Annotated in this window: 18 protein-coding genes; 4 read left to right on the forward strand and 14 right to left on the reverse strand. The window is 58.0% G+C overall.

What is annotated here, in order from left to right:
* Window positions 1–31: 31 nt before the first annotated feature.
* Together aceK and FKN99_RS14740 are read left to right on the forward strand one after the other, a co-directional pair.
* Window positions 32–1,786 (forward strand): bifunctional isocitrate dehydrogenase kinase/phosphatase, encoded by a 1,755-nt coding sequence (gene aceK, locus FKN99_RS14735; RefSeq protein WP_172118589.1) that lies wholly within the window; start codon window positions 32–34, stop codon window positions 1,784–1,786.
* Between the two features lie 24 nt (window positions 1,787–1,810).
* Window positions 1,811–2,524 (forward strand): SIR2 family NAD-dependent protein deacylase, encoded by a 714-nt coding sequence (locus tag FKN99_RS14740; RefSeq protein ID WP_172118590.1) that lies wholly within the window; start codon window positions 1,811–1,813, stop codon window positions 2,522–2,524.
* A gap of 4 nt (window positions 2,525–2,528) precedes the next feature.
* On the opposite strand, the gene bioA is transcribed toward FKN99_RS14740, so the two are convergent.
* From bioA to bioB, 6 genes are read right to left on the reverse strand one after another with little or no spacing between them, the layout of a single operon-like run.
* Window positions 2,529–3,818, reverse strand: coding sequence for an adenosylmethionine--8-amino-7-oxononanoate transaminase (bioA, locus tag FKN99_RS14745; RefSeq protein ID WP_172118591.1), 1,290 nt, complete (start codon window positions 3,816–3,818; stop codon window positions 2,529–2,531).
* On the reverse strand, window positions 3,815–4,504 hold the full coding sequence (gene bioD / locus FKN99_RS14750) for a dethiobiotin synthase (protein ID WP_172118592.1): 690 nt from the start codon (window positions 4,502–4,504) through the stop codon (window positions 3,815–3,817). Before bioD ends, bioA begins: the two co-directional genes overlap by 4 nt.
* Entirely contained in the window at window positions 4,501–5,292 is a 792-nt protein-coding gene (locus FKN99_RS14755; RefSeq protein ID WP_172118593.1) for a methyltransferase domain-containing protein, read from the reverse strand. The genes bioD and FKN99_RS14755 overlap by 4 nt, the downstream gene beginning before the upstream one ends.
* Entirely contained in the window at window positions 5,289–6,005 is a 717-nt protein-coding gene (locus FKN99_RS14760) for an alpha/beta fold hydrolase (protein WP_172118594.1), read from the reverse strand. Before FKN99_RS14760 ends, FKN99_RS14755 begins: the two co-directional genes overlap by 4 nt.
* Entirely contained in the window at window positions 6,002–7,147 is a 1,146-nt protein-coding gene (gene bioF, locus FKN99_RS14765; protein WP_172118595.1) for an 8-amino-7-oxononanoate synthase, read from the reverse strand. The genes FKN99_RS14760 and bioF overlap by 4 nt, the downstream gene beginning before the upstream one ends.
* Window positions 7,134–8,186, reverse strand: a complete 1,053-nt coding sequence (bioB, locus tag FKN99_RS14770) for a biotin synthase BioB (protein ID WP_172118596.1) — start codon at window positions 8,184–8,186, stop codon at window positions 7,134–7,136. The genes bioF and bioB overlap by 14 nt, the downstream gene beginning before the upstream one ends.
* A gap of 170 nt (window positions 8,187–8,356) precedes the next feature.
* On the opposite strand from bioB, the gene FKN99_RS14775 reads away from it, so the two are divergent.
* Window positions 8,357–9,115: a tRNA-uridine aminocarboxypropyltransferase gene (locus FKN99_RS14775; protein ID WP_172118597.1), complete on the forward strand. Its 759-nt coding sequence runs from the start codon at window positions 8,357–8,359 to the stop codon at window positions 9,113–9,115.
* On the opposite strand, the gene FKN99_RS14780 is transcribed toward FKN99_RS14775, so the two are convergent.
* The 8 genes from FKN99_RS14780 to def form a co-directional block, all read right to left on the reverse strand.
* Window positions 9,112–10,017: a DMT family transporter gene (locus FKN99_RS14780; RefSeq protein WP_087106509.1), complete on the reverse strand. Its 906-nt coding sequence runs from the start codon at window positions 10,015–10,017 to the stop codon at window positions 9,112–9,114. The two genes, FKN99_RS14775 and FKN99_RS14780, sit on opposite strands and share 4 nt — an antisense overlap.
* Window positions 10,014–11,267, reverse strand: coding sequence for a TraB/GumN family protein (locus FKN99_RS14785; RefSeq protein WP_172118598.1), 1,254 nt, complete (start codon window positions 11,265–11,267; stop codon window positions 10,014–10,016). Before FKN99_RS14785 ends, FKN99_RS14780 begins: the two co-directional genes overlap by 4 nt.
* 39 nt (window positions 11,268–11,306) lie before the next feature.
* On the reverse strand, window positions 11,307–12,755 hold the full coding sequence (locus FKN99_RS14790; RefSeq protein ID WP_172118599.1) for a TrkH family potassium uptake protein: 1,449 nt from the start codon (window positions 12,753–12,755) through the stop codon (window positions 11,307–11,309).
* A 15-nt stretch (window positions 12,756–12,770) separates the two neighbouring features.
* On the reverse strand, window positions 12,771–14,144 hold the full coding sequence (trkA, locus tag FKN99_RS14795) for a Trk system potassium transporter TrkA (RefSeq protein ID WP_172118600.1): 1,374 nt from the start codon (window positions 14,142–14,144) through the stop codon (window positions 12,771–12,773).
* Window positions 14,145–14,266: 122 nt separating this feature from the next.
* Complete coding sequence (locus tag FKN99_RS14800) at window positions 14,267–14,473, reverse strand: dodecin (RefSeq protein WP_172118637.1); 207 nt, start codon at window positions 14,471–14,473, stop codon at window positions 14,267–14,269.
* Window positions 14,474–14,523: 50 nt separating this feature from the next.
* The gene (rsmB, locus tag FKN99_RS14805) at window positions 14,524–15,873 is read right to left on the reverse strand and encodes a 16S rRNA (cytosine(967)-C(5))-methyltransferase RsmB (RefSeq protein WP_172118601.1); all 1,350 of its coding nucleotides are present in this window, start codon (window positions 15,871–15,873) and stop codon (window positions 14,524–14,526) included.
* Window positions 15,870–16,856 (reverse strand): methionyl-tRNA formyltransferase, encoded by a 987-nt coding sequence (gene fmt, locus FKN99_RS14810; RefSeq protein ID WP_172118602.1) that lies wholly within the window; start codon window positions 16,854–16,856, stop codon window positions 15,870–15,872. Before fmt ends, rsmB begins: the two co-directional genes overlap by 4 nt.
* A gap of 190 nt (window positions 16,857–17,046) precedes the next feature.
* Complete coding sequence (gene def, locus FKN99_RS14815) at window positions 17,047–17,562, reverse strand: peptide deformylase (RefSeq protein ID WP_172118603.1); 516 nt, start codon at window positions 17,560–17,562, stop codon at window positions 17,047–17,049.
* Window positions 17,563–17,691: 129 nt separating this feature from the next.
* On the opposite strand from def, the gene FKN99_RS14820 reads away from it, so the two are divergent.
* The gene (locus FKN99_RS14820) at window positions 17,692–18,672 is read left to right on the forward strand and encodes a peptidoglycan-binding protein (RefSeq protein ID WP_172118604.1); all 981 of its coding nucleotides are present in this window, start codon (window positions 17,692–17,694) and stop codon (window positions 18,670–18,672) included.
* Window positions 18,673–18,679 lie beyond the last annotated feature (7 nt).

Raw genomic sequence — 18,679 nt, forward strand, 5'->3', positions numbered from 1 at the left:
GGCTGATCAAAAAGCGACAAGAGTCCCGCTTGTGAACACCACGCCTGCCTATCGCTTGGCCGCGATCATTTTGCATGGCTTTGAAGCGTACCGAACCCGCTTTAAAGCGATCACCCTGGATGCTCAGCGCCGCTTTCAAGAAGGTGCCTGGCGGGAGAGCCAGCAAGCGTCCATTGCGCGGATTAATCTCTATCAGCAGCAGGTGGATGACGCGGTTGAACGTCTCCAGCGTACGTTTTCAAATGAGTTATTAGCCCATTGCGAGGTCTGGCGTGAAGCGCGTAGCCACTATGCCGAGCTAATTCGTCCGCGGCGGGATGTTGAACTGGCCGAAACCTTTTTTAACTCGCTCTTTTGCGCCATTTTCAAGCATCGCCATATTCGCAATGAGTGGATGTTTGTGATCAGCTCACGAAAGAAGGCGGCGCAGCATTCAGGCATTGAGTTGTGCCGACGTCGTTCAATTGATGGGGATTGGCAGGCGGCTCTGCGCTGGGCACTGGAAGGCGCTGCCTTGCACAATCCGTTTGCCGATATGGCACGAGATACTCGCTTGGGTGCCGCACTATTAAACAAAACGTTGCCAGACACTATATGGCAGGCAAAGGACGCCGCTATAGAGCTGCTCCACAGCGTTTTTTACCGCAATAAAGGGGCATACCTGGTGGGGCGAATCACCGGCGGCGGGGAACAAGTACCACTGGTCTTGCCAGTACGCCACCAGGAGTATGCCGAGCAGAACACTGAGGGCGTCCCCCGGCTTCATCTGGATACCGTACTGATTACGCCTGACGATGTAGCCATTATTTTCTCGTTCAGCCGGGCGTATTTTCAAGTGGATGTCGCGGTGCCGAATGAGTGTGTGGGTTACCTGCAGCGCTTAATGCCCCATAAGCCAGCCGGTGAGCTTTACGCGGCCATTGGTTTTTTTAAACATGGTAAAACTGAGTTCTTTCGCGCGCTTAATCAGCAGGTCGCCAAGCGCGAGGACGTGTTTATTATCGCCCCCGGCGTGCGTGGGATGGTGATGGCCGTGTTTGTACTGCCGAGTGCGCGTACGGTATTCAAGATCATTAAAGACACCTTTGACCCTGCCAAGGACGTGACACCTGATATCGTGCGCGAAAAGTATCATTTGGTGAAGCGCCACGACCGGGTAGGCCGCATGGCCGATACTCAGGAATTTTCTAACTTCACCGTGCATAACGATCATTTCGACCCGGAATGCTTGGCTCACCTGTTGGAAGTTGCCCCCTCTACCGTGTCGCTGAAAGGCAAGAAAGTCGTCATCAAACACTGCTATACCGAGCGCATGATGACGCCGCTGAATATCTATCTGGAGCAGTGTGACGATGAGGCGCAGTTAGCGGTGCTCAAGGACTATGGCGATGCCATAAAGCAGATGGCCGCCGCCAATATTTTCCCAGGCGATATGCTGCTCAAAAACTTTGGCGTTACGCGCCAGGGGCGGGTGATTTTTTACGACTACGATGAGGTGTGTTACCTCACTGAGTGCCACTTTCGCGCTATCCCGGCCTCAAGTGGTGACGATTACCTAAGCGGTGGAAATGAAAGCTTCTCCATTGGCCCGAACGATATCTTTCCCGAGGAGTTTGGCCCGTTCATGTTTGCCAACCCGGAGCGGCTGCGGGTGTTTAAACAGCTTCACCCGGAGCTGTTTGAGGTTAGCTACTGGCAGGGCCTGCAGCAGGCCATTGTCGATGGCCGTATCATTGACGTGTACCCTTATGGGAACGAGCAGCGCTTTGTAGACGCTGAACAGTAACCGCGGTAAAGCAGCGAGGTAATCATGACGACAGCGCGCCATCTGGTGGTATTTACCGGCTCGGGGATCAGCGCCGAAAGTGGTATCAAGACATTCCGCGCAAGCGATGGCTTATGGGAAGACCACCCGGTTGAAGAGGTGGCAACGCCGCAAGGCTGGCAGCGCGATCCCCAACGCGTACTGACGTTTTATGATCAGCGCCGAGAGCAGATTCGCAGTGCCCAACCCAATGCCGCGCACAGGGCGCTGGCAAGCCTGGAACAGGCGGGGTTCAAGGTCACCGTTATCACTCAAAATATTGATGATCTACATGAGCGGGCAGGTTCCAGCGATGTGATCCATTTGCATGGCGAAATTTTAAATGCCCGCTCCAGCGCGGATGAGCGCATGCGCTATCCGCTCGTTAAAGGCGGTATTGCGTTGGGTGATATGTGCGATAAGGGCAGCCAGCTGCGCCCTGACGTGGTCTGGTTTGGCGAGGCCGTGCCGCTGTTTGAAGAGGCCTGCGAACTAGCCAGCCAAGCGGATTTTCTGCTGGTCGTCGGAACCTCGCTTGCGGTGATGCCCGCCGCCTCGCTGCTCTCGTATATCGACTACGACACGCCCTGCGCACTGGTTGACCCGGATGCGGATGCCTTAAGCCCACCCGGTGTACTGGCGATTAATGCCACTGCCGGGGAAGGCGTGCCCGCGCTGGTAGAGCGCTGGAAAAGAGAAGGTGCGCTAACACTGCCTTAACGCTTTAGCCTGACAAGCGGGGTGACGATTTCAGAAACCAGGCCTTCATGACATCAGTAATGTGGGTTATCTGCTGCTCAGAGGTAATATAGGCGGGCATGGTATATAGCCAGCGCCCAATCGGGCGTAGCCAAACACCCTGCGCACGGGCAAACGTGGCAACGCCTGTTAACGCTGCTTCCGAGTGCGCTTCAATAACGGCCGTGGCACCCAGTATGCGCACATCGGCAACCTCTGGGTGCGCCATGAGCGCTTGATCCTCCAGTAAGGCGCGGCACAGTAACCGGTTTAAGAGCGCTATTTTTCCAGGATAGTTTTCCTCTTCAAATACCGCCAGGCTTTCCAGTGCTACCCGGCACGCCAAGGGATTGCCCATAAACGTTGGGCCATGCATAAAAGCGTGCTGTGCGCTGTCACCGATAAAAGCGTCGTGAATGCGGTCGGTCGCAAGCGTGGCGGCGTGGCCCAAATAGCCGCCAGTTAGCCCTTTGGAAAGCACCATGATATCCGGGGTAACGTTGGCGTGATCGGCGGCAAATAGTTTGCCGGTGCGGCCAAACCCCGTGGCAACTTCATCAAAGATCAGCACCACGTTAAATGCGTCACACAGGGCTCGGGCGCCGCGCAAATAATCCGGGGAGGTCATGTTCAGCCCACCTGCAGCCTGCAGCAGCGGCTCCATCAGCAGAGCAGCAATGTCCTGATGGTGACGCTCAAGCACCTCGCCTAGCGCATCTAAATCGGCGGCTACCTGCGCTTGCGTTGCGTTAAAAGGAGCGGTTGGCGCAGGCGCAAAATGGTGCTGGGGCAGCAGGCTTGAAAACAGGCTGTGCATGCCTTCTTCTGGGTCGCACACGGCCATGCAGCCCGTGGTATCTCCGTGATAGGCCTTCATTAGCGAGAGCATTTTGCGCTTTTTCGGTTGCCCGGTAAGCACGTGGTACTGCAGCGCCATTTTCATCGCCACCTCCATGCCTACCGAGCCGCTGTCAGAGTAGAAGACGTGATTAAGCCCGTCGGGCGTGACGCGCACCAGCTCACGCGCCAACTGGTCGGCGGGGTCATGGGTGAGCCCGCCGAGCATCACATGGCAGAGTGTTTCCGCCTGCTCGCGAATAGCCGCCACCAGGCGCGGATGGCCGTAACCGTGAATCATGCACCACCAGGAGCAGGTAGCATCCAGCAGGCGCTCGCCGCTTTCCAACTCAAAATAGGCGCCGCTACCGCCGACCACCCTGGGGGCGGGCGGTTGGGTTTTAAGGTGTGCGTAGGGGTGCCAGACTGGCGAGTTCATAATGCCTCCAACGAGAGATAGCGGTGGGCGGTGGCCGCATCGGGCGTTGTCAAATGCGGCACAATGCCCAGGCAGGGCGCTGCCAGCCTGGCGTTAAGGTGGGCCATGTTGGCCGTGAAACGGGTAGTATCCGCCGCAAAGGCGGGGTCAATCACGCTGCCTGCCCAGCCTGCAAGCGTCAGACCGTCGGCGCGAATGGCATCGGCCGCTAAGCGGGCATGGTTCAGGCAGCCGAGCTTTAAACCAACCACCAGGATCACCGGCAGCCTCAGCGCGATGGCGATGTCGGCAAAATCCTCCTGTTCGTTGATCGGCACGCGCCAGCCGCCCGCACCCTCAATCAGAGCGAACGCCCTCGGCATCTGGCCAAGGGTGTCGCGCAGGCAGTGGGCAACCTCAGACACGCTTAGCATCTGGCCTGCCTCCTGTGCGGCCAGGTGAGGTGCTATCGCAGGCTCAAAGGCCATTGGGTTAACCGTGGCGTAGTCAACCGGCGGTTCACACTGCTGCTGCAGTGCCAGCGCATCGCCATTGCGCAGCCCTTTCGTCGTTAGTGAACTGCCAGAGGCGATGGGTTTAAGCCCTAAGGTGCTCAACTGCTGGCATCGGGCGGCATAAAGAAGCGCGCTTCCGACCAGCGTTTTTCCCGCATCGGTGTCGGTGCCGGTAACAAAAAAGCGCTTCATCGGGGTTTCTCCAGCTGCAGGTTCAGGCAGTGATAGCTGATCGGAAGCCCTTGGCGCTTACGAAGCTGCTCAAAGCGCGTGGCAGCCGCTGCCAGGTCCGCCCGGGTGAGCATGGCGTTGGGCCTGGCCACTTGTGCGCCAACCCCCTTGATGGAAGCCATAACGGCCTTGATGTCAGGATAAAAGAAGGTTTCCACGCGGGTCGCTTGGTGAGTGCAGCGCAGGCCGCTTTTGTGAATAGCACCGTTAACCAGGCGGTAGGAGGGCGTCGTTAACAGCGCGCTTGAGCGCTGCCAGGCGAAAGCCACTTCGGCCAACGTGCCGGGTAATAGCGTACTGATGTACGCCAGGCCGCCTGGCGCCAGCACTCGATACAGCGACTGCATAACGGCCAGAGTGTCGCGACACCACTGAATGGCCAGGTTGGAAAACACCAGGTCGAATAGGTAGCAAGGGATGGGCAACGACTCGGCACTGCCTGGCTGCCAGGCAATGTGGTCGCCGTGGCGCGAGCGAGCGTGCTCCAGCATGCCCGGCGCAATGTCCAGCCCCGTGACGTGTCCATGGGGGTAGCGTTCGGCTAGTCGCTGCGACCAATAGCCAGTACCGCAGCCCAGGTCGAGTATATGGCTAGCCTCAGATGGCAAGTCGTTCCATAGCGTTTCACCGATATGGCGTTGGGCGCTGGCCAGTGCATCGTATTGCGGTGCTGCCCGGGAGAAAGCGTGCGCCACTCGGGCCTGCCAGTCGGCGCTGGGCCGCCGTAACTGAGGGGGGATCGAACTCATGCCATTTCCCTGGCAGATAGCGCAGTGGCTTGAGCGGCGAGCAGTGACGCCAAACGCGCTGGTTGCGAGAGCATTGGGCAGTGGCCGCCGCGTTCAAGTGTTAGCGTCCGCTGGCACTCAATAGCGCTGATCAGCGGGTCATGCTCGCCCACGAGATGAACCACCGGGCACGGCGACGTGTTTAGGCGTCGACGATTATCCAGCGTGGCCAGCCAGTGAAGGCCTGCAGAAAGCGTGGTGCGGTCTGCCGGGGGCGTACTGCCAAGCAGGGCACGCAGCTGTGCGTGAACCTGATACGGAGCGGGCTCTCCTTGAGCCTGCCAGCGCAGAAAGTGACGCCACGCGGCATCGCCACGGTGGGCAAAGATGGCCTGGAAGTCGGCAAGCGCTGCTGACATCGCGCTATCCGGCGTGCAGAACCTGGCACCTGCTCCTAGCAGTAGTAGCCCCTGTGGCGCAGGAAGATAGTCAAGCAGCGCCGTCGCCAGCAGGCCGCCCAGCGACCATCCGACCCAAACCGCATCGCTGGGCAGACGGCTTGCCATGGCCGTGGCAAGCTCACTCAGGGAAGCGTTGGCAGGCAGTGCAGGAACCTCGCCGTAACCAGGCCAATCAACGGCGGCAACCTCGACGTTGGTGGGCCAGTAAGGGTGCAGCGGCCGCCAGATGCGCCGGTCAATTCCCCAGCCTGAAAGCAGTACCAGGCGCGTCATAATGCCTCCAAGTGGCAGGCCGCCAGCGTTTCGAGAAGCCGGTCGATATCACTACGCGAATGGCGAGCGCTGAGCGTAATGCGCAGGCGAGACTCATCCCTGGGCACGGTGGGTGGACGAATTGCGCCAACGTCAATTCCCGCTTGATACAGCTTTTCGGCCCACTGCAGCACGCGCGACTCGCCTCCCAGATACAGCGGTTGAATGGGCGTGCGCGATTCACCCAGCGGCAGGTTCAGCCGTAGAGCCCCTTCACGAAAGTAGTCTATATGACGCGCAAGGCGCAGGCGGTGCTCGGGCTCGCGCTGGACAATCGCAAGCGCTTCCAGCGTCGCGGCGCTAACGCCGGGCGGTTGTGCGGTGGTATAGATATAGCTTCTGGCGAACTGGGTCAGATGGTCGATCAACTGTGCATCGCCTGCAACAAACGCACCGGCAGTGCCCAGCGCTTTGCCCAGTGTCCCGACCAGAATCGGCACCTGGTCACTTCCCCAGCGTGTGCCCACACAGCCGCTGCCGTTATTGCCTATAACGCCAAGGCCGTGGGCATCATCAATCATTAGCCAGGCAGCATGCTGTTGGCTTACCCGCACCAGCGCTTCAATATCGGCCACATCGCCATCCATGCTGAAGACACCGTCGCTCACTACCAGCTTGTGGGTACAGCGGCTGCGCGCCAGCAGGCGGCTCAAGTCGTCACTATCGTTATGGTGGTAGCGCTGTGAGCGGGCGCCGCTCAGCGCGCTTCCATCCAGCAGTGAGGCGTGATTGAGCCGGTCGTGAAAAATGGCCGTGTGGGTATCGGCTAGCGCCTGTAGCACGCCCAGGTTTGCCATATAGCCGGTGGAGAACAGCACGGCTCGCTCGCGGCCTGTCCAGACTGCCAGGGCGTCTTCCAGGGCATCGTGAATCGCGTGGTGGCCGTTCACCAGATGCGATGCGCCAGCCCCGGCGCCAAATCGGCGAGCGCCTTCGGCTTGGGCTGCCTGAACGCGAGGGTCGGTTGCCAGGCCAAGATAATCATTGTCTGCGAAGTTCACCAGGTGTGGCTGTCGGGTACGGCGAGTGCGCCACTGCTGGGCGTGCTGACGAACCGCCCGCGCCTTGGCTAGACGTTGATGCCACGCCTCAGACACTGGCATCCACCGCAAGCTCAGCGACGCGCTGGTTAAGCTGCTGCTGAGCCAAGCGCTCACTTTGCGCGGCCTCGCTTTCACAGGTTTCGCGCGTTTCTGGATGCAGGCCTAGCTTGGCAAACAGGGCCCTGTCTCGCGTGGCCTGGGGGTTGCTGGTCGTTAGCAGCTTGTCGCCGTAGAAGATGGAGTTGGCACCGGCCAGAAACGCCAGCGCTTGGGTGGATTCGCTCATCTGCTCGCGCCCGGCGGAAAGCCGTACATGGCTTTGGGGCATCGTGATGCGCGCTACGGCAATGGCGCGGATAAACTCCAGCGGGTCGAGGTCTTCCACGTTCTCAAGTGGCGTGCCGGGCACTTTGACCAGCATGTTAATCGGCACCGATTCCGGGTGCGGGCTGAGTTTGGCCAGTTGTTGCAGCAAGGCGCTTCTATCCTGAGCACCTTCCCCCATGCCCAAAATGCCGCCGGAGCAGACCTTCATGCCCGCCTCACGAACAGTCGCCAGGGTTTCCAAGCGGTCACTGTAGGTGCGCGTGGTGATGATTTCGCCGTAGTAGTCGGGGGACGTGTCCAGGTTGTGGTTGTAGTAATCAAGCCCGGCGGTTGCCAAACGGGTAGCCTGTTGGTCGTTGACCATGCCCAACGTCATGCAGGTTTCAAGCCCCAGCGCCTTTACCCGACGGACCATCTCTTCGACAACGAGCAGGTCCTTGTCCCGGGGGCTGCGCCAGGCTGCGCCCATGCAGAAACGGCTGGCGCCAGCTTGCTTAGCGGCCTGGGCCTGTTCCACCACCTTTTCGATTTCCAACAACTTCTCTTTTTCAAGCTGTGTGGTGTAGTGGCCCGATTGCGGGCAGTACTTACAGTCTTCGGGGCAGGCGCCGGTTTTAATCGACAGCAAGGTTGATACCTGGACCGCGTTAGGGTCGAAATGCGCTCGGTGTACCTGCTGAGCCTGGAACAGCAAATCGTTAAACGGCAGGGCAAACAGGGCGTTGATTTCTTCAAGCGTCCAGTCATTGCGTGGGGCAGCGGTCGCGATCATTGGTAAACCATTTTTATATAAAAAAGTTGACGAGACTCTAGCGACGAAACGTTTGTTATGTCAACTATGAAAATTTAAAAGGTTTACGGTGGTGATGGATTCGTCAACGATCAAGCACTGCTTTATACTCTGCGCCCTTTTTCATCCTGTTGATTACCTTTGGAGCGCGGATGCCTGCCTCAACTGAATGTGATTCTGTCGCTGGTCATCCTCGCCCACCGCGGCGTGAGTTCAAGGCGCGGGGCAGTTTTGTCATACGCTGTGAGGGCTGCAATTTGCCCGCGCTAAATTGCCTTTGTCCGTACCAGGTGAAGGCCGACAGCCACGCCCAGGTATGGCTGCTGACGCATCCGCTGGAACACTATAAGCCGACCAATACGGGCCGGTTGATAGGGGACGTTCTGGCGCAAACGCAGGTATTCACTTGGTACCGAACGGTGCCGGATGCGCAGTTAACCGAGCTTTTGGCAGACCCGCGCTACGTGCCCTTTGTCATCTTCCCGGATGACCAGCCCGATTATGCCGACCGGGTGGTGGGAATGGACGCCGTACACAGCGCCAAACAGGCGTCGCGTATTCCTGTGTTTATCATTCTGGATGGTACATGGCGGCAGGCGCGGCGCATGTTTCGCAAGAGTGCGTACCTGGATGCGTTGCCGGTATTGCCATTGCATACCGAGCGAGAAACCCGCTACCGGTTGCGTAAGCCCGCCTCGAAAGCGCATTTATGTACGGCAGAAGTGGCCATTGAGCTGTTGCGCCAAGGAGGCGACAACAACGCGGCGGCCGTGCTGGATGACTACTTCGATGTGTTTAACGATAGCTACGCCGCCAGCCGGTTCTACAAGAAAATTGCAGAACCCACTGAGGCAATGACACGCCTGTTAGCACGAAAGGAAGAGTTTGAAGAGTTGGAAGAGAGTCGCTAGCGGGCAGCGCCGGGTAGCCAACGCAGGAGTATCTTGCGCACCCAGTACCAGCGGTTAATCAGCAGGGCGGTAAAAATTAGCCCGCAGCCGAGTAGCTGTAGCGGCGCCATAACTTCGCCAAACCACCAAGCGGCAAATAATGCGGTCCATACCGCTTCCAGCATCAATACCACCGAGGCGTGGCTTGGCGTGGTCATTCCCTGGGCGGTAATTTGCAGGAAAAACCGCAGGGCGCTTGCCAATAGAACACTGGCCATAAACCAGCCCAGAATAGACGTGTTAAGCGCCACGGGCTGGCGCTCAAACATAAAGGACACCAGGGTTAATACGGTGCCCACGGATAACAGCTGAAGTGTGGTGAGCGGCAGGGCGGCTACGTTTCGCACGACGCGGGTATTAATATTGATGAGTAACGCAAAGCAGAGTGCTGCGCAGACCATCAAAAGCTGGCTGGTTTCTACCTTGAAACCAGCATTAAGGGAGAGTAATGCGAAGCCCAGCAGGGCAACGGGCAGGGCGATCCAGGTGGTGCGTGGTGGTCTGTCGCCAAACAGCAGCTTGGCAACGATAGGCACCAGCAATATCCCCAGGCTATTGATAAACGCACTTTCGCCCAGGTGATTTGACGTCGCAAGCCCCATGATCCAGAAGCCAATGGCGCCGCTAAACAGAAAGCCCACAAAAATACCGCGCCGAATACGCCGTGCTGGCATAGCGCTTAAGGCGGGCCAGGCAAAGCCCAGCAGGATGAGCCCAGCCAGCAAAAAGCGTGTGCCGATAAACAGCAGCGGCGGCATACCGGCTAGCGCTTCCTTGGAGAAAATCCATCCGCCCGCCGCTAGTATGGTTACCAGCAACAGCAGGGCATCTGCCTGCCAGGGCGAACGCTTAAGCGTACTCACGCCGCACCACTACCAAACAAGGCACCTGCAATTCGAAAGCCTGCGACCCAAGTGCCCACGGCTGAGCCGAGCGTGGCGAGGATAAACACCAGCAGCGTGCGCGACACCCGGTTTTTCCACCACCCTTTGAGGTGGGTGACATCCTGACGTAGCGAGGCGAAGTCGCGCACCTTGGGCTTGCGCATGTAAAGCTCCACCCCGGCGGCGACAAAACCGGCCCCAATCGTTGGATTAAGCGAGGTAAGCGGGGCGGCAAAGAAAGTGGTAATAACGGTGACCGGGTGGGCAAGCGCAATAATGGTCGCCCCGCCGGACAGAATCCCGTTGATCAAGAACCACTCCAGCACCAACTGCCAACCCAAGTCGGTATTGCGTGAGAAGCCAATGGCAAAGCCGGTAATGACCAGCGCGGTAATCAGCCAAGGCAAGGCTTTCCAGAGTTTGGAGGGCGGCGGTGAAGCTTCCAACGCTTCGCGCTCTACCGTTGGGTTCTCGGGTAATGGTGCTTCCAGGTGCTCAACGGTGCCTTTCAGGTGGCCAGCGCCCAGCACCACTAACACGTTCTTGAAGCGCCCAGGTGGCGCCTGTTCGGCAAGACGTAGCACCATGTAGCGGTCGCGCTCGCGAATCAGTGGGGTGTAAAGGGCTTCAGATTCAGCGGCAAACTCGCTAAACGTGGCTTCCAGCATATCGCCTTCTTTTAGCTTTTCGATCTCTTCCTTGGATACGTCCTGGCGCGATAGTACGCTGCCAATCAGGCCTGAAAAGAGTGAAAAGCGTTGCCACCAGGGCACGTTGCGGTAGATGCGCTTAAGCGTTATCCCGACATCGCGGTCAACCAGTAAAAGCGGCAGGTTACGGTTACGGCACTCTTCAAGCGCGGCGCGCATCTCGGCCCCTGGCTCAATGCCGGACTGCTCAGCGATGCGCTGTTGAAAAGCGCCCAGTGCCAGGCTTGCCGCGACCATGCCCGCTTTGCCCTGCTTGAATACCTGGAAAAGGTCCTGCTCACCCATGGCATCCGGGTTCGTCATGCTGTGATGGCGGGCGTCGCACAGCTCAATTGCTACGGCGTCATAAAGCCCGCTGTCAGCCAGCATTTTTACATCGTCAGCACTTTGTGCCGACACGTGCGCCGTACCCAGCAAAGTGTAGGTAGTGCCGCCCACGGTAACCGTTTTCAGCGGCCCGCTAGTGGCGGGTAGTGCGTCAGACGCCGTGGCTAGCGAGGGGGTGTCGTCTTGGGTCATTAGGTGTCTCAACTCAAATAGTAAACGGCATCATCCGAATTAGCGCCGCCAAAAAGCGGGCGTAAATAACACTAACACGGTAAAAATTTCCAGGCGGCCCAGCAGCATGGCAAGCACCAGTATCCATTTGGCAAGATCAGGTAACTCGCCGTAGTTGCCGCTGGCTTCTCCGAGTGCCGGGCCAAGGTTATTAAGCGCTGATCCCACGGTCGACCAGGCGGTGACCTGATCCACGCCGGTCGCCATAACGCCCATCAGCATTAAAAAGAACAGCATGACGTAGGCGGAGAAGAACCCCCAAACGGCCTGGGCGATGCTGTCGGGTACACTCACTTTGCCGACTTTAACCGCGATAACCGCATTGGGATGGATCAAGCGCATAACCTCGCGCATGCCCTGTTTGAGAATCAGGATAATCCGGATGACCTTCATTCCCCCAGCTGTTGAACCGGAGCAGCCGCCCACAAAAGCGGCAATAAACAGTAAAAAAGGGATAGCGCCAGGCCAGGCCGAGAAGTCGGCGACGGAAAAGCCTGCTGTGGTCGCGACGGACACCACCTCGAAAAGCGCGTAGCGCAACCCGCTTAGCGTATCGTAGGTGTGTGTCAGCCACAGGGTAATCGCGGTAATCGTGACAAGTCCTGCCAGAAACAGCATTAAAAAGCGTGCTTCCGGGTCTTGGAAGTAGTGCAGCAAGCGCTTTTCACGCCAGGCGATAAAATGCAGGCTAAAACTGAACGCGGAAATGAGTATAAAAGCCGCGCAAATCAGCTCAATCGCTGCGCTGTTGAAGTAACCGATGCTGGCATCATGAGTAGAAAAACCGCCAATCGCCACGGTAGAGAAACTGTGCCCTATGGCATCAAACCAATCCATGCCGGCCAGCATATAGGCCACCATGCAGGCCATGGTGAGAGTGGCGTAGATGTACCAAAGCGCTTTGGCCGTTTCGGTAATGCGTGGCGTTAGTTTGGAGTCTTTCAGAGGTCCTGGAATTTCGGTGCGGTAAAGCGCCATGCCGCCGACCCCAAGCGTAGGCAGAATCGCGACGGCCAGCACCACAATCCCCATCCCGCCAAGCCACTGCAACTGTTGGCGATAGTAGAGAATCGATTTGGGCAAAAAGTCGATCCCTGTAATCACCGTGGCGCCTGTCGTGGTCAGGCCTGAAAATGATTCAAACACCGCATCGGTAATGCTCAGCGACGTATCGCCAAACAGCATCAATGGTAGCGAACCAAACAGCGCCAGAACCGTCCAGAACATCGCCGCGATTAAAAAACCATCACGGATGCGTAGCTCTTTGTGGGCACGGCGGTTGGGTAGGTACAAGGTTAAGCCGGTGATCGCCGTAATGGCGATACCGATCATAAATGCGTACCAGACCCCATCGCGAAACCACAGGGAAATCAAAATGGGGGGGAGCATCGTCAGGCTGAACAGCATCAGCAGCAGCCCTAAAATGCGTAAAATGACCCGCAGACTCATGGTAGGTGCATGCTCCTAAAAGAACGTCAAACCGACCTGGAACATACGCTCGACATCGCGGATGCGGCGCTTATCGATCACAAACAGAATCACGTGATCGCCGCTCTCCACCGTGACATCCCCATGAGCGATAATGACGTCCTTGCCGCGCACAATCGCCCCGATCGTGGTGCCCTCGGGCAGGCCGATCTCGCGAACGGTACGACCGACAACTTTCGAAGAGTGTTTGTCGCCATGAGCAATGGCTTCAATGGCTTCTGCCGCTCCACGGCGCAGTGAATGCACATTGACGATATCGCCTCGGCGTACGTGGGTTAACAGGCTGCCAATCGTGGCCTGCTGGGGCGAAATCGCGATATCGATCTCGCCACCTTGAACGAGGTCTACGTAAGCGGCGTTGTTGATCAGCGTAAGCACCTTCTTGGCCCCCAGCCGTTTGGCCAGCAGCGACGACATGATATTGACTTCGTCGTCATTGGTCAGCGCGCAGAAAATGTCGCAGTCTTCAATGTTCTCTTCTTCCAGAAGCCGCTTGCTGGTCGCGCTGCCGTGAAGCACGACGGTGCGGTCAAGCCGTTCGGAGAGCGTGGTACAGCGCTCAAGGCTATGCTCGATAATCTTGACCTGATGGCTATGTTCCAGATGCTCGGCCAAGCGTTCGCCAATGTTGCCGCCGCCCGCAATGACGACGCGGCGAAAGCCTCGTTCGATTCGCCGAAGCTCGCTCATGACCGCGCGAATGTCTCTCCTGGCAGCAAGGAAAAACACCTCATCGTCGGCTTCAATGACCGTGTCGCCGCGGGGGATGAGGGGCCGGTTACGCCGATAAATAGCCGCGACGCGAGTATCCACGTTGGGCATATGACTGCGCAAAAAGGCCAGGTCCTGACCCACCAGTGGCCCGCCATACACCGCTTTGACCGCCACTAGCTGCACCAGACCATCCGCAAAGTCCAGCACCTGCAACGCACCGGGGTGCTCAATCAAGCGGCGGACGTGATCGGTGACCACCTGTTCGGGGCTGATCAATACATCAATGGGGATCGCTTCGTGGGCAAAAAGCCCCTTGCGAGTCAGATAGGGCGTGGCGCGCACTCGGGCAATTTTAGTAGGCGTGCGGAACAGCGTATGCGCGACCTGACAGGCGATCATGTTGACTTCGTCGCTGTTGGTCACCGCAATTAACATGTCAGCATCTTCGCAGCCAGCCTGCCGCAGAACGATAGGGTAGGAACCCGCGCCGGTGACAGTGCGAATATCGAGCTTGGTGTGCAGCTCGCGCAGCTTATTGGCGTCGGTATCGACAACGGTGATGTCATTTTCCTCGCGAGCGAGGTGCTCCGCCAGGGTGCCGCCGACCTGGCCGGCGCCGAGAATGATGATTTTCATTACTGAGCATCGGTTCCATTGAAAGCGCCAGCGCAATAGGTAGCGTTGTATATCTAACGTAATGCGCTGCAATAAAGACGGCGGCCAGTGTAAACCAGCCGCCGTCGAAATGCAGGTAAGGATTATTCCAGCGTGAAACCGACTTTAACGGTGACCTGCCAGTGGGCCACGCGGCCGTCTTCAATATGGCCACGTGTATCGGTCACTTCTAGCCAGCGCATGTGCTGGATAGACTCGGATGCCTTGGCGATTGCATTCTGCACGGCTTCCTCGATGCCTTTCTCGGAAGAGCCGGTGATTTCTATGTGCTTGTAGGTGTGGTGAGTCATGGTATCTCCATCCTTAGTCATGAGTTCACTGCCTTGGCACCAGAACGCGCCTAGGCAGACTGCTTCTCAAGCCTGGCATAAAAAAAGCCGTCATGACGTCCTTGCTCTGGAAATAGCTGGCGGCCCTGACCGCTTTGGATACCCCAGGCCACATCGCTGGGCGTGGTCACTTTGGCATCAGGTGTGCGCGCCAGGAAGGCCTCGATCTGTTGGGCATTCTCCTCAGGCAGTACCGAGCAGGTGGCGTATAACAGCGTGCCGCCTTCGCGCAGCATGGGCCATAAATTGTCCAGTAGCTGCTGCTGTAGCTTGGCCAGCTTGCGGATGTCCTCTTTGCGTCGCAGCGTTTTGATATCCGGATGGCGCCGTATAACGCCGGTGCCCGAGCAAGGAGCGTCAAGCAGAATAGCCTCATACGGTGTGCCGTTCCACCAGTCGCGCTGAGTGGCATCCACATTCTGAAGCGTGGCGGATAGCCCCAATCGCTCTAGCGTGCTTTCTACTCGCGAAAGGCGTTGGTTATCGCTATCCAAGGCGGTCAGCGCAATATCAAACTGTTCAAGCAAGTGGGCCGTTTTGCCGCCAGGCGCGCTACAGGCATCCAATACCTGCGCACCGGGGCGAGGTGCCAGGGCTGGGCCAAGTAGCGCAGCACACAGCTGGGCTGCCTCATCCTGTACGCTAACGTGGCCCTCGGAAAATCCGGGTAGCAGGGTGACATCGCAGGGCGTGTTAAGGGTAATGCCATCCGGCGAGTGGGCGCAGAGTTCACCGCTTAAGCCTTGTTCGGTCAGCCGTTCTATATAGGCTTCGCGGTCATTGTGATGCTGATTGACGCGCAGCGTCATGGGGCCAGGCTGATTATTTGCCTCAACAATTGCCCGCCACTGCTCCGGCCAGGCGGTGCGTAGTGCCTCCAGCAGCCAGCGGGGGTGGGCCAGCGCAATACTCTCATCCTTATCAACGGCGGCCTGAAGTTCATCGGACTCGCGCTGTAGGCGGCGCAGGCAGCCATTCAGTACGCGGGTCGCCCACTCTTTACCCAACAAGCGCGCGGCACCGGCGGTTTCGCCGACGGCTGCGTGGGCGGGAATACGCATATACAGCAACTGATAAATACCCAGCAGCAGCAGGGCGTGAATATCACTGTCACGCTTTTTAAAGGGCTGCTTTAGCAGGCTGTTAGCCAGCGCTTCCAAACGTGGAAGCTGGCGACAGGTGCCAAAGCAGAGCTCTTTTAAAAGGCCCCGGTCGCGGGCAACGACACTGTTCTCATCCAGCGCGGCCAGTGAGCCTTGCTGAGAGATGACCGGCGCTAACGCACGGGCGGCGGCGGCGCGCACGTCCTGGCCGCTATTGCCTGATGCGCGTTTACCGTGTTGTGAGCGTTGCTGACTCATAAAGCGTCTCCTTGCTGGGATTCAGGCTGACCAAGGCGGTTACCGGGCGTCAATCGGGCATGGCGGGCGTTGAGTAAGTCGCGCACAGCCATGGCCTTGCCGCCAGGAAGTTGGGCGCTGCTGATACATAAAACCTCGCGGCCTTCCGGGCCACAGGCAATACGCAGATGGTCTTCACCGTTTTCAAGCAGCGTGCCGGGCGGCGTTGCGCCCTGTTCACCGGCTGCAACGCTTGCCATGAGTAAGCGTAAGCGGTCATCACCCATCTGACACCACGCCACCGGCCAGGGGTTAAAGGCGCGGATTTTACGCGCAAGGCGTTCAGCAGGCTGAGTGAAGTCCAGCTCGGCCTCAGCTTTGCTGAGCTTGGTGGCGTAGGTAACGCCTTCTTCCGGCTGGGGTGTCGCACTGGCGTTACCGTTGGCCAGTTTATCCAGCACGCTGGTGAGCGCAGTGGCGCCTTGAAGTGCCAGGCGGTCATGCAGGTCGCCACCGGTGGTTTGCTCGGTGATCGGGGTGCGTACTTCGTGCAGCATGGCGCCGGTATCAAGCCCTGCATCCATTTGCATGATGGTAACGCCCGAGGCGTTATCACCGGCTTCAATCGCGCGCTGAATCGGGGCGGCACCGCGCCAGCGGGGTAGCAGTGAGGCGTGGACGTTAATGCACCCCAGGCGCGGTGTGTCCAATACTGCCTGAGGCAGCAATAAACCGTACGCCACGACCACCATAATATCGGCGTTTAAAGCGGCAAGCTCCGCTTGAGCGGCCGGGTCTTTTAGCGTTTGTGGCTGGTAGACCGGAAGCGCATGCTCAAGAGCAAGCTTTTTAACGGGGCTTGGCGTGAGTTTGCGACCACGACCTGCCGGGCGGTCGGGTTGGGTATAAACCGCCACTACCTTATGTTTGCTGGCCAGTAGGGCCGCAAGGCTTGAGGCAGCGAAATCAGGCGTGCCAGCAAAAACAACGCGCAACTGTGACATGACAACAGGTACCTGGTAACAGGGAAAATGAGAAAGCCTGGGGCAACAATAAAGGCCGAGAAGCAGGGTATACAACGGCTGTTGTACCGTTGTATGGAGTACCAGGCTTCTCGGCCTTAAGCGTTTTAAATACGCTCACTTACAAAACATCTACAAAAACCGAAGTAAACTGTGCTAAAACGGATGGCTGTTAAGCGTCGTCTTTCATCAGCTTATGACGTTTCTGCATTTTTTTCATGATGCGGTCGCGCTTTAGTGGCGAAAGATAATCAACAAACAGTACACCTTCAAGGTGGTCGTACTCGTGTTGAATGCAGTGCGCCAGCAGGCCATCGGCCTCAAGCTCATACGCCTCGCCGTTACGGTCAAGCGCGTTGAGTTTTACCGTAAGGTAGCGCGGCACTTCCGCGTAGTGCTCGGGAATCGACAAGCAGCCTTCAGAAAGCGGCTCTTGGTCTTCGCCGACCGGCGTATAGCGAGGGTTGATCAGCACCAGCGGCTGCGAGTTATCTTCGCTTACGTCCATGACGACGATACGACGATGGACATCAATTTGGGTGGCTGCAAGGCCAATGCCACGCGCGTCGTACATGGTCTCTAACATATCGTCGACAAGCTGGCGGACCTCGTCGTCAACGGTTTCCACCGGTACCGCCTTGGTGCGCAGGCGCTCATCGGGGAATTCGAGAATAGGAAGTTTGGCCATGGGGATTACCGTCATCGTTAAGCTAAATCTTGGATAATCAGGCCGAATAGCGGCGGCCTGGTACTTTGCTAATCGCCACTATATCACGCTGGCAGCGCTCCTGGGCATCAGCACATGCGGTGAAGCGCCATGAAAATGATCGAAACATCCTTCACGGAGTACGGGATAGTGCTAGCCAACTTTATGCGCCGCGCGGCAAGACAAAACGCGCGTTGTGACGTGCTCAAGAGGGTAGTAAGCCTGCTGTCTGGGTTGTTAATAAGTCTTCACGCCGTTGGCGCTGAAACGCTGCCGGTGGTGACGCTTTCTCCCCAAATACGCACCTTGCCAATGCCCGATGGAGCGCTAGACGCGAGGGTAAGTGAGCTCGGCACACTCTCGCTTGAAAGCCTTAACGCCTTTTGGCGTGAACACCGAGTAATAGAAGCCGGAGCGCGCCAGCCTGAGATGGCCTATGTGTTGGCTGGCGAGCATCAGCGATTGATCAACGGTGCAGGTGACCGGATTTACGCCCGTGGCGCTATGCCGAGTCATGCACTGGAAAGCGTACTGAGCAGCGTAACGAATAGAGCAACGACGGGCCTTGCCACCTTCGGTATTTATCGTCAGACACAGACCTATACTGCTGACGACGGCGCGGTGTTGGGGCAGGCGTTAAGTCACATCGGCGAAGCTCGCCTTGTACGCAGTGAGGAGGATATTGCCCTGCTGGAAGTGCTTAGCGCTCATCAAGAGGTGCGTAGTAACGATCTTATTCTTGCCCTGGAACCCGATGCGCCTCGAACGGCGCTTCAACCCCGCTTGCCGAGCAGTGCAATAAACGGTCGTATTCTTGCCGTGCCCGGCGGCGTACGTTTTATAGGTGCCTTGCACATCATTGCTTTGGATGTAGGCGCGCAAGACGGCCTGGAGCCAGGGCATCTGCTTCAAGTGAATTCGCCCAGCGAAACTGTTTTCGACGCGCGTCGCCAGGTAGTAACGCCGTTGCCACCGAGCCCCGCGGGCTGGGCAATGGTAGTGAAGCCTTACCAGCAGGTGAGTTATGCGCTGGTGATGCAAGCGTCCAGCATGCTGGAAGTGGGTGATCGTGTGGTGACTCCGGAATTATAACGCAATG

It is taken from the genome of Halomonas hibernica, from assembly GCF_013183775.1.
Taxonomy (GTDB): Bacteria; Pseudomonadota; Gammaproteobacteria; order Pseudomonadales; family Halomonadaceae; genus Vreelandella; species Vreelandella citrativorans.

Excerpts from the sequence above, each read along its gene's own strand:
- bioA (WP_172118591.1), bottom strand. The coding sequence starts at position 3,818 with ATGAACTCGCCAGTCTGGCACCCCTACGCACACCTTAAAACCCAACCG.
- bioF (WP_172118595.1), bottom strand. The coding sequence starts at position 7,147 with ATGCCAGTGTCTGAGGCGTGGCATCAACGTCTAGCCAAGGCGCGGGCG.
- FKN99_RS14820 (WP_172118604.1), top strand. The coding sequence starts at position 17,692 with ATGAAAATGATCGAAACATCCTTCACGGAGTACGGGATAGTGCTAGCC.
- trkA (WP_172118600.1), bottom strand. The coding sequence starts at position 14,144 with ATGAAAATCATCATTCTCGGCGCCGGCCAGGTCGGCGGCACCCTGGCG.
- FKN99_RS14740 (WP_172118590.1), top strand. The coding sequence starts at position 1,811 with ATGACGACAGCGCGCCATCTGGTGGTATTTACCGGCTCGGGGATCAGC.
- bioD (WP_172118592.1), bottom strand. The coding sequence starts at position 4,504 with ATGAAGCGCTTTTTTGTTACCGGCACCGACACCGATGCGGGAAAAACG.
- FKN99_RS14755 (WP_172118593.1), bottom strand. The coding sequence starts at position 5,292 with ATGAGTTCGATCCCCCCTCAGTTACGGCGGCCCAGCGCCGACTGGCAG.
- FKN99_RS14800 (WP_172118637.1), bottom strand. The coding sequence starts at position 14,473 with ATGACTCACCACACCTACAAGCACATAGAAATCACCGGCTCTTCCGAG.
- fmt (WP_172118602.1), bottom strand. The coding sequence starts at position 16,856 with ATGTCACAGTTGCGCGTTGTTTTTGCTGGCACGCCTGATTTCGCTGCC.
- def (WP_172118603.1), bottom strand. The coding sequence starts at position 17,562 with ATGGCCAAACTTCCTATTCTCGAATTCCCCGATGAGCGCCTGCGCACC.
- rsmB (WP_172118601.1), bottom strand. The coding sequence starts at position 15,873 with ATGAGTCAGCAACGCTCACAACACGGTAAACGCGCATCAGGCAATAGC.
- FKN99_RS14790 (WP_172118599.1), bottom strand. The coding sequence starts at position 12,755 with ATGAGTCTGCGGGTCATTTTACGCATTTTAGGGCTGCTGCTGATGCTG.
- FKN99_RS14760 (WP_172118594.1), bottom strand. The coding sequence starts at position 6,005 with ATGACGCGCCTGGTACTGCTTTCAGGCTGGGGAATTGACCGGCGCATC.
- FKN99_RS14785 (WP_172118598.1), bottom strand. The coding sequence starts at position 11,267 with ATGACCCAAGACGACACCCCCTCGCTAGCCACGGCGTCTGACGCACTA.
- FKN99_RS14775 (WP_172118597.1), top strand. The coding sequence starts at position 8,357 with ATGCCTGCCTCAACTGAATGTGATTCTGTCGCTGGTCATCCTCGCCCA.
- bioB (WP_172118596.1), bottom strand. The coding sequence starts at position 8,186 with ATGATCGCGACCGCTGCCCCACGCAATGACTGGACGCTTGAAGAAATC.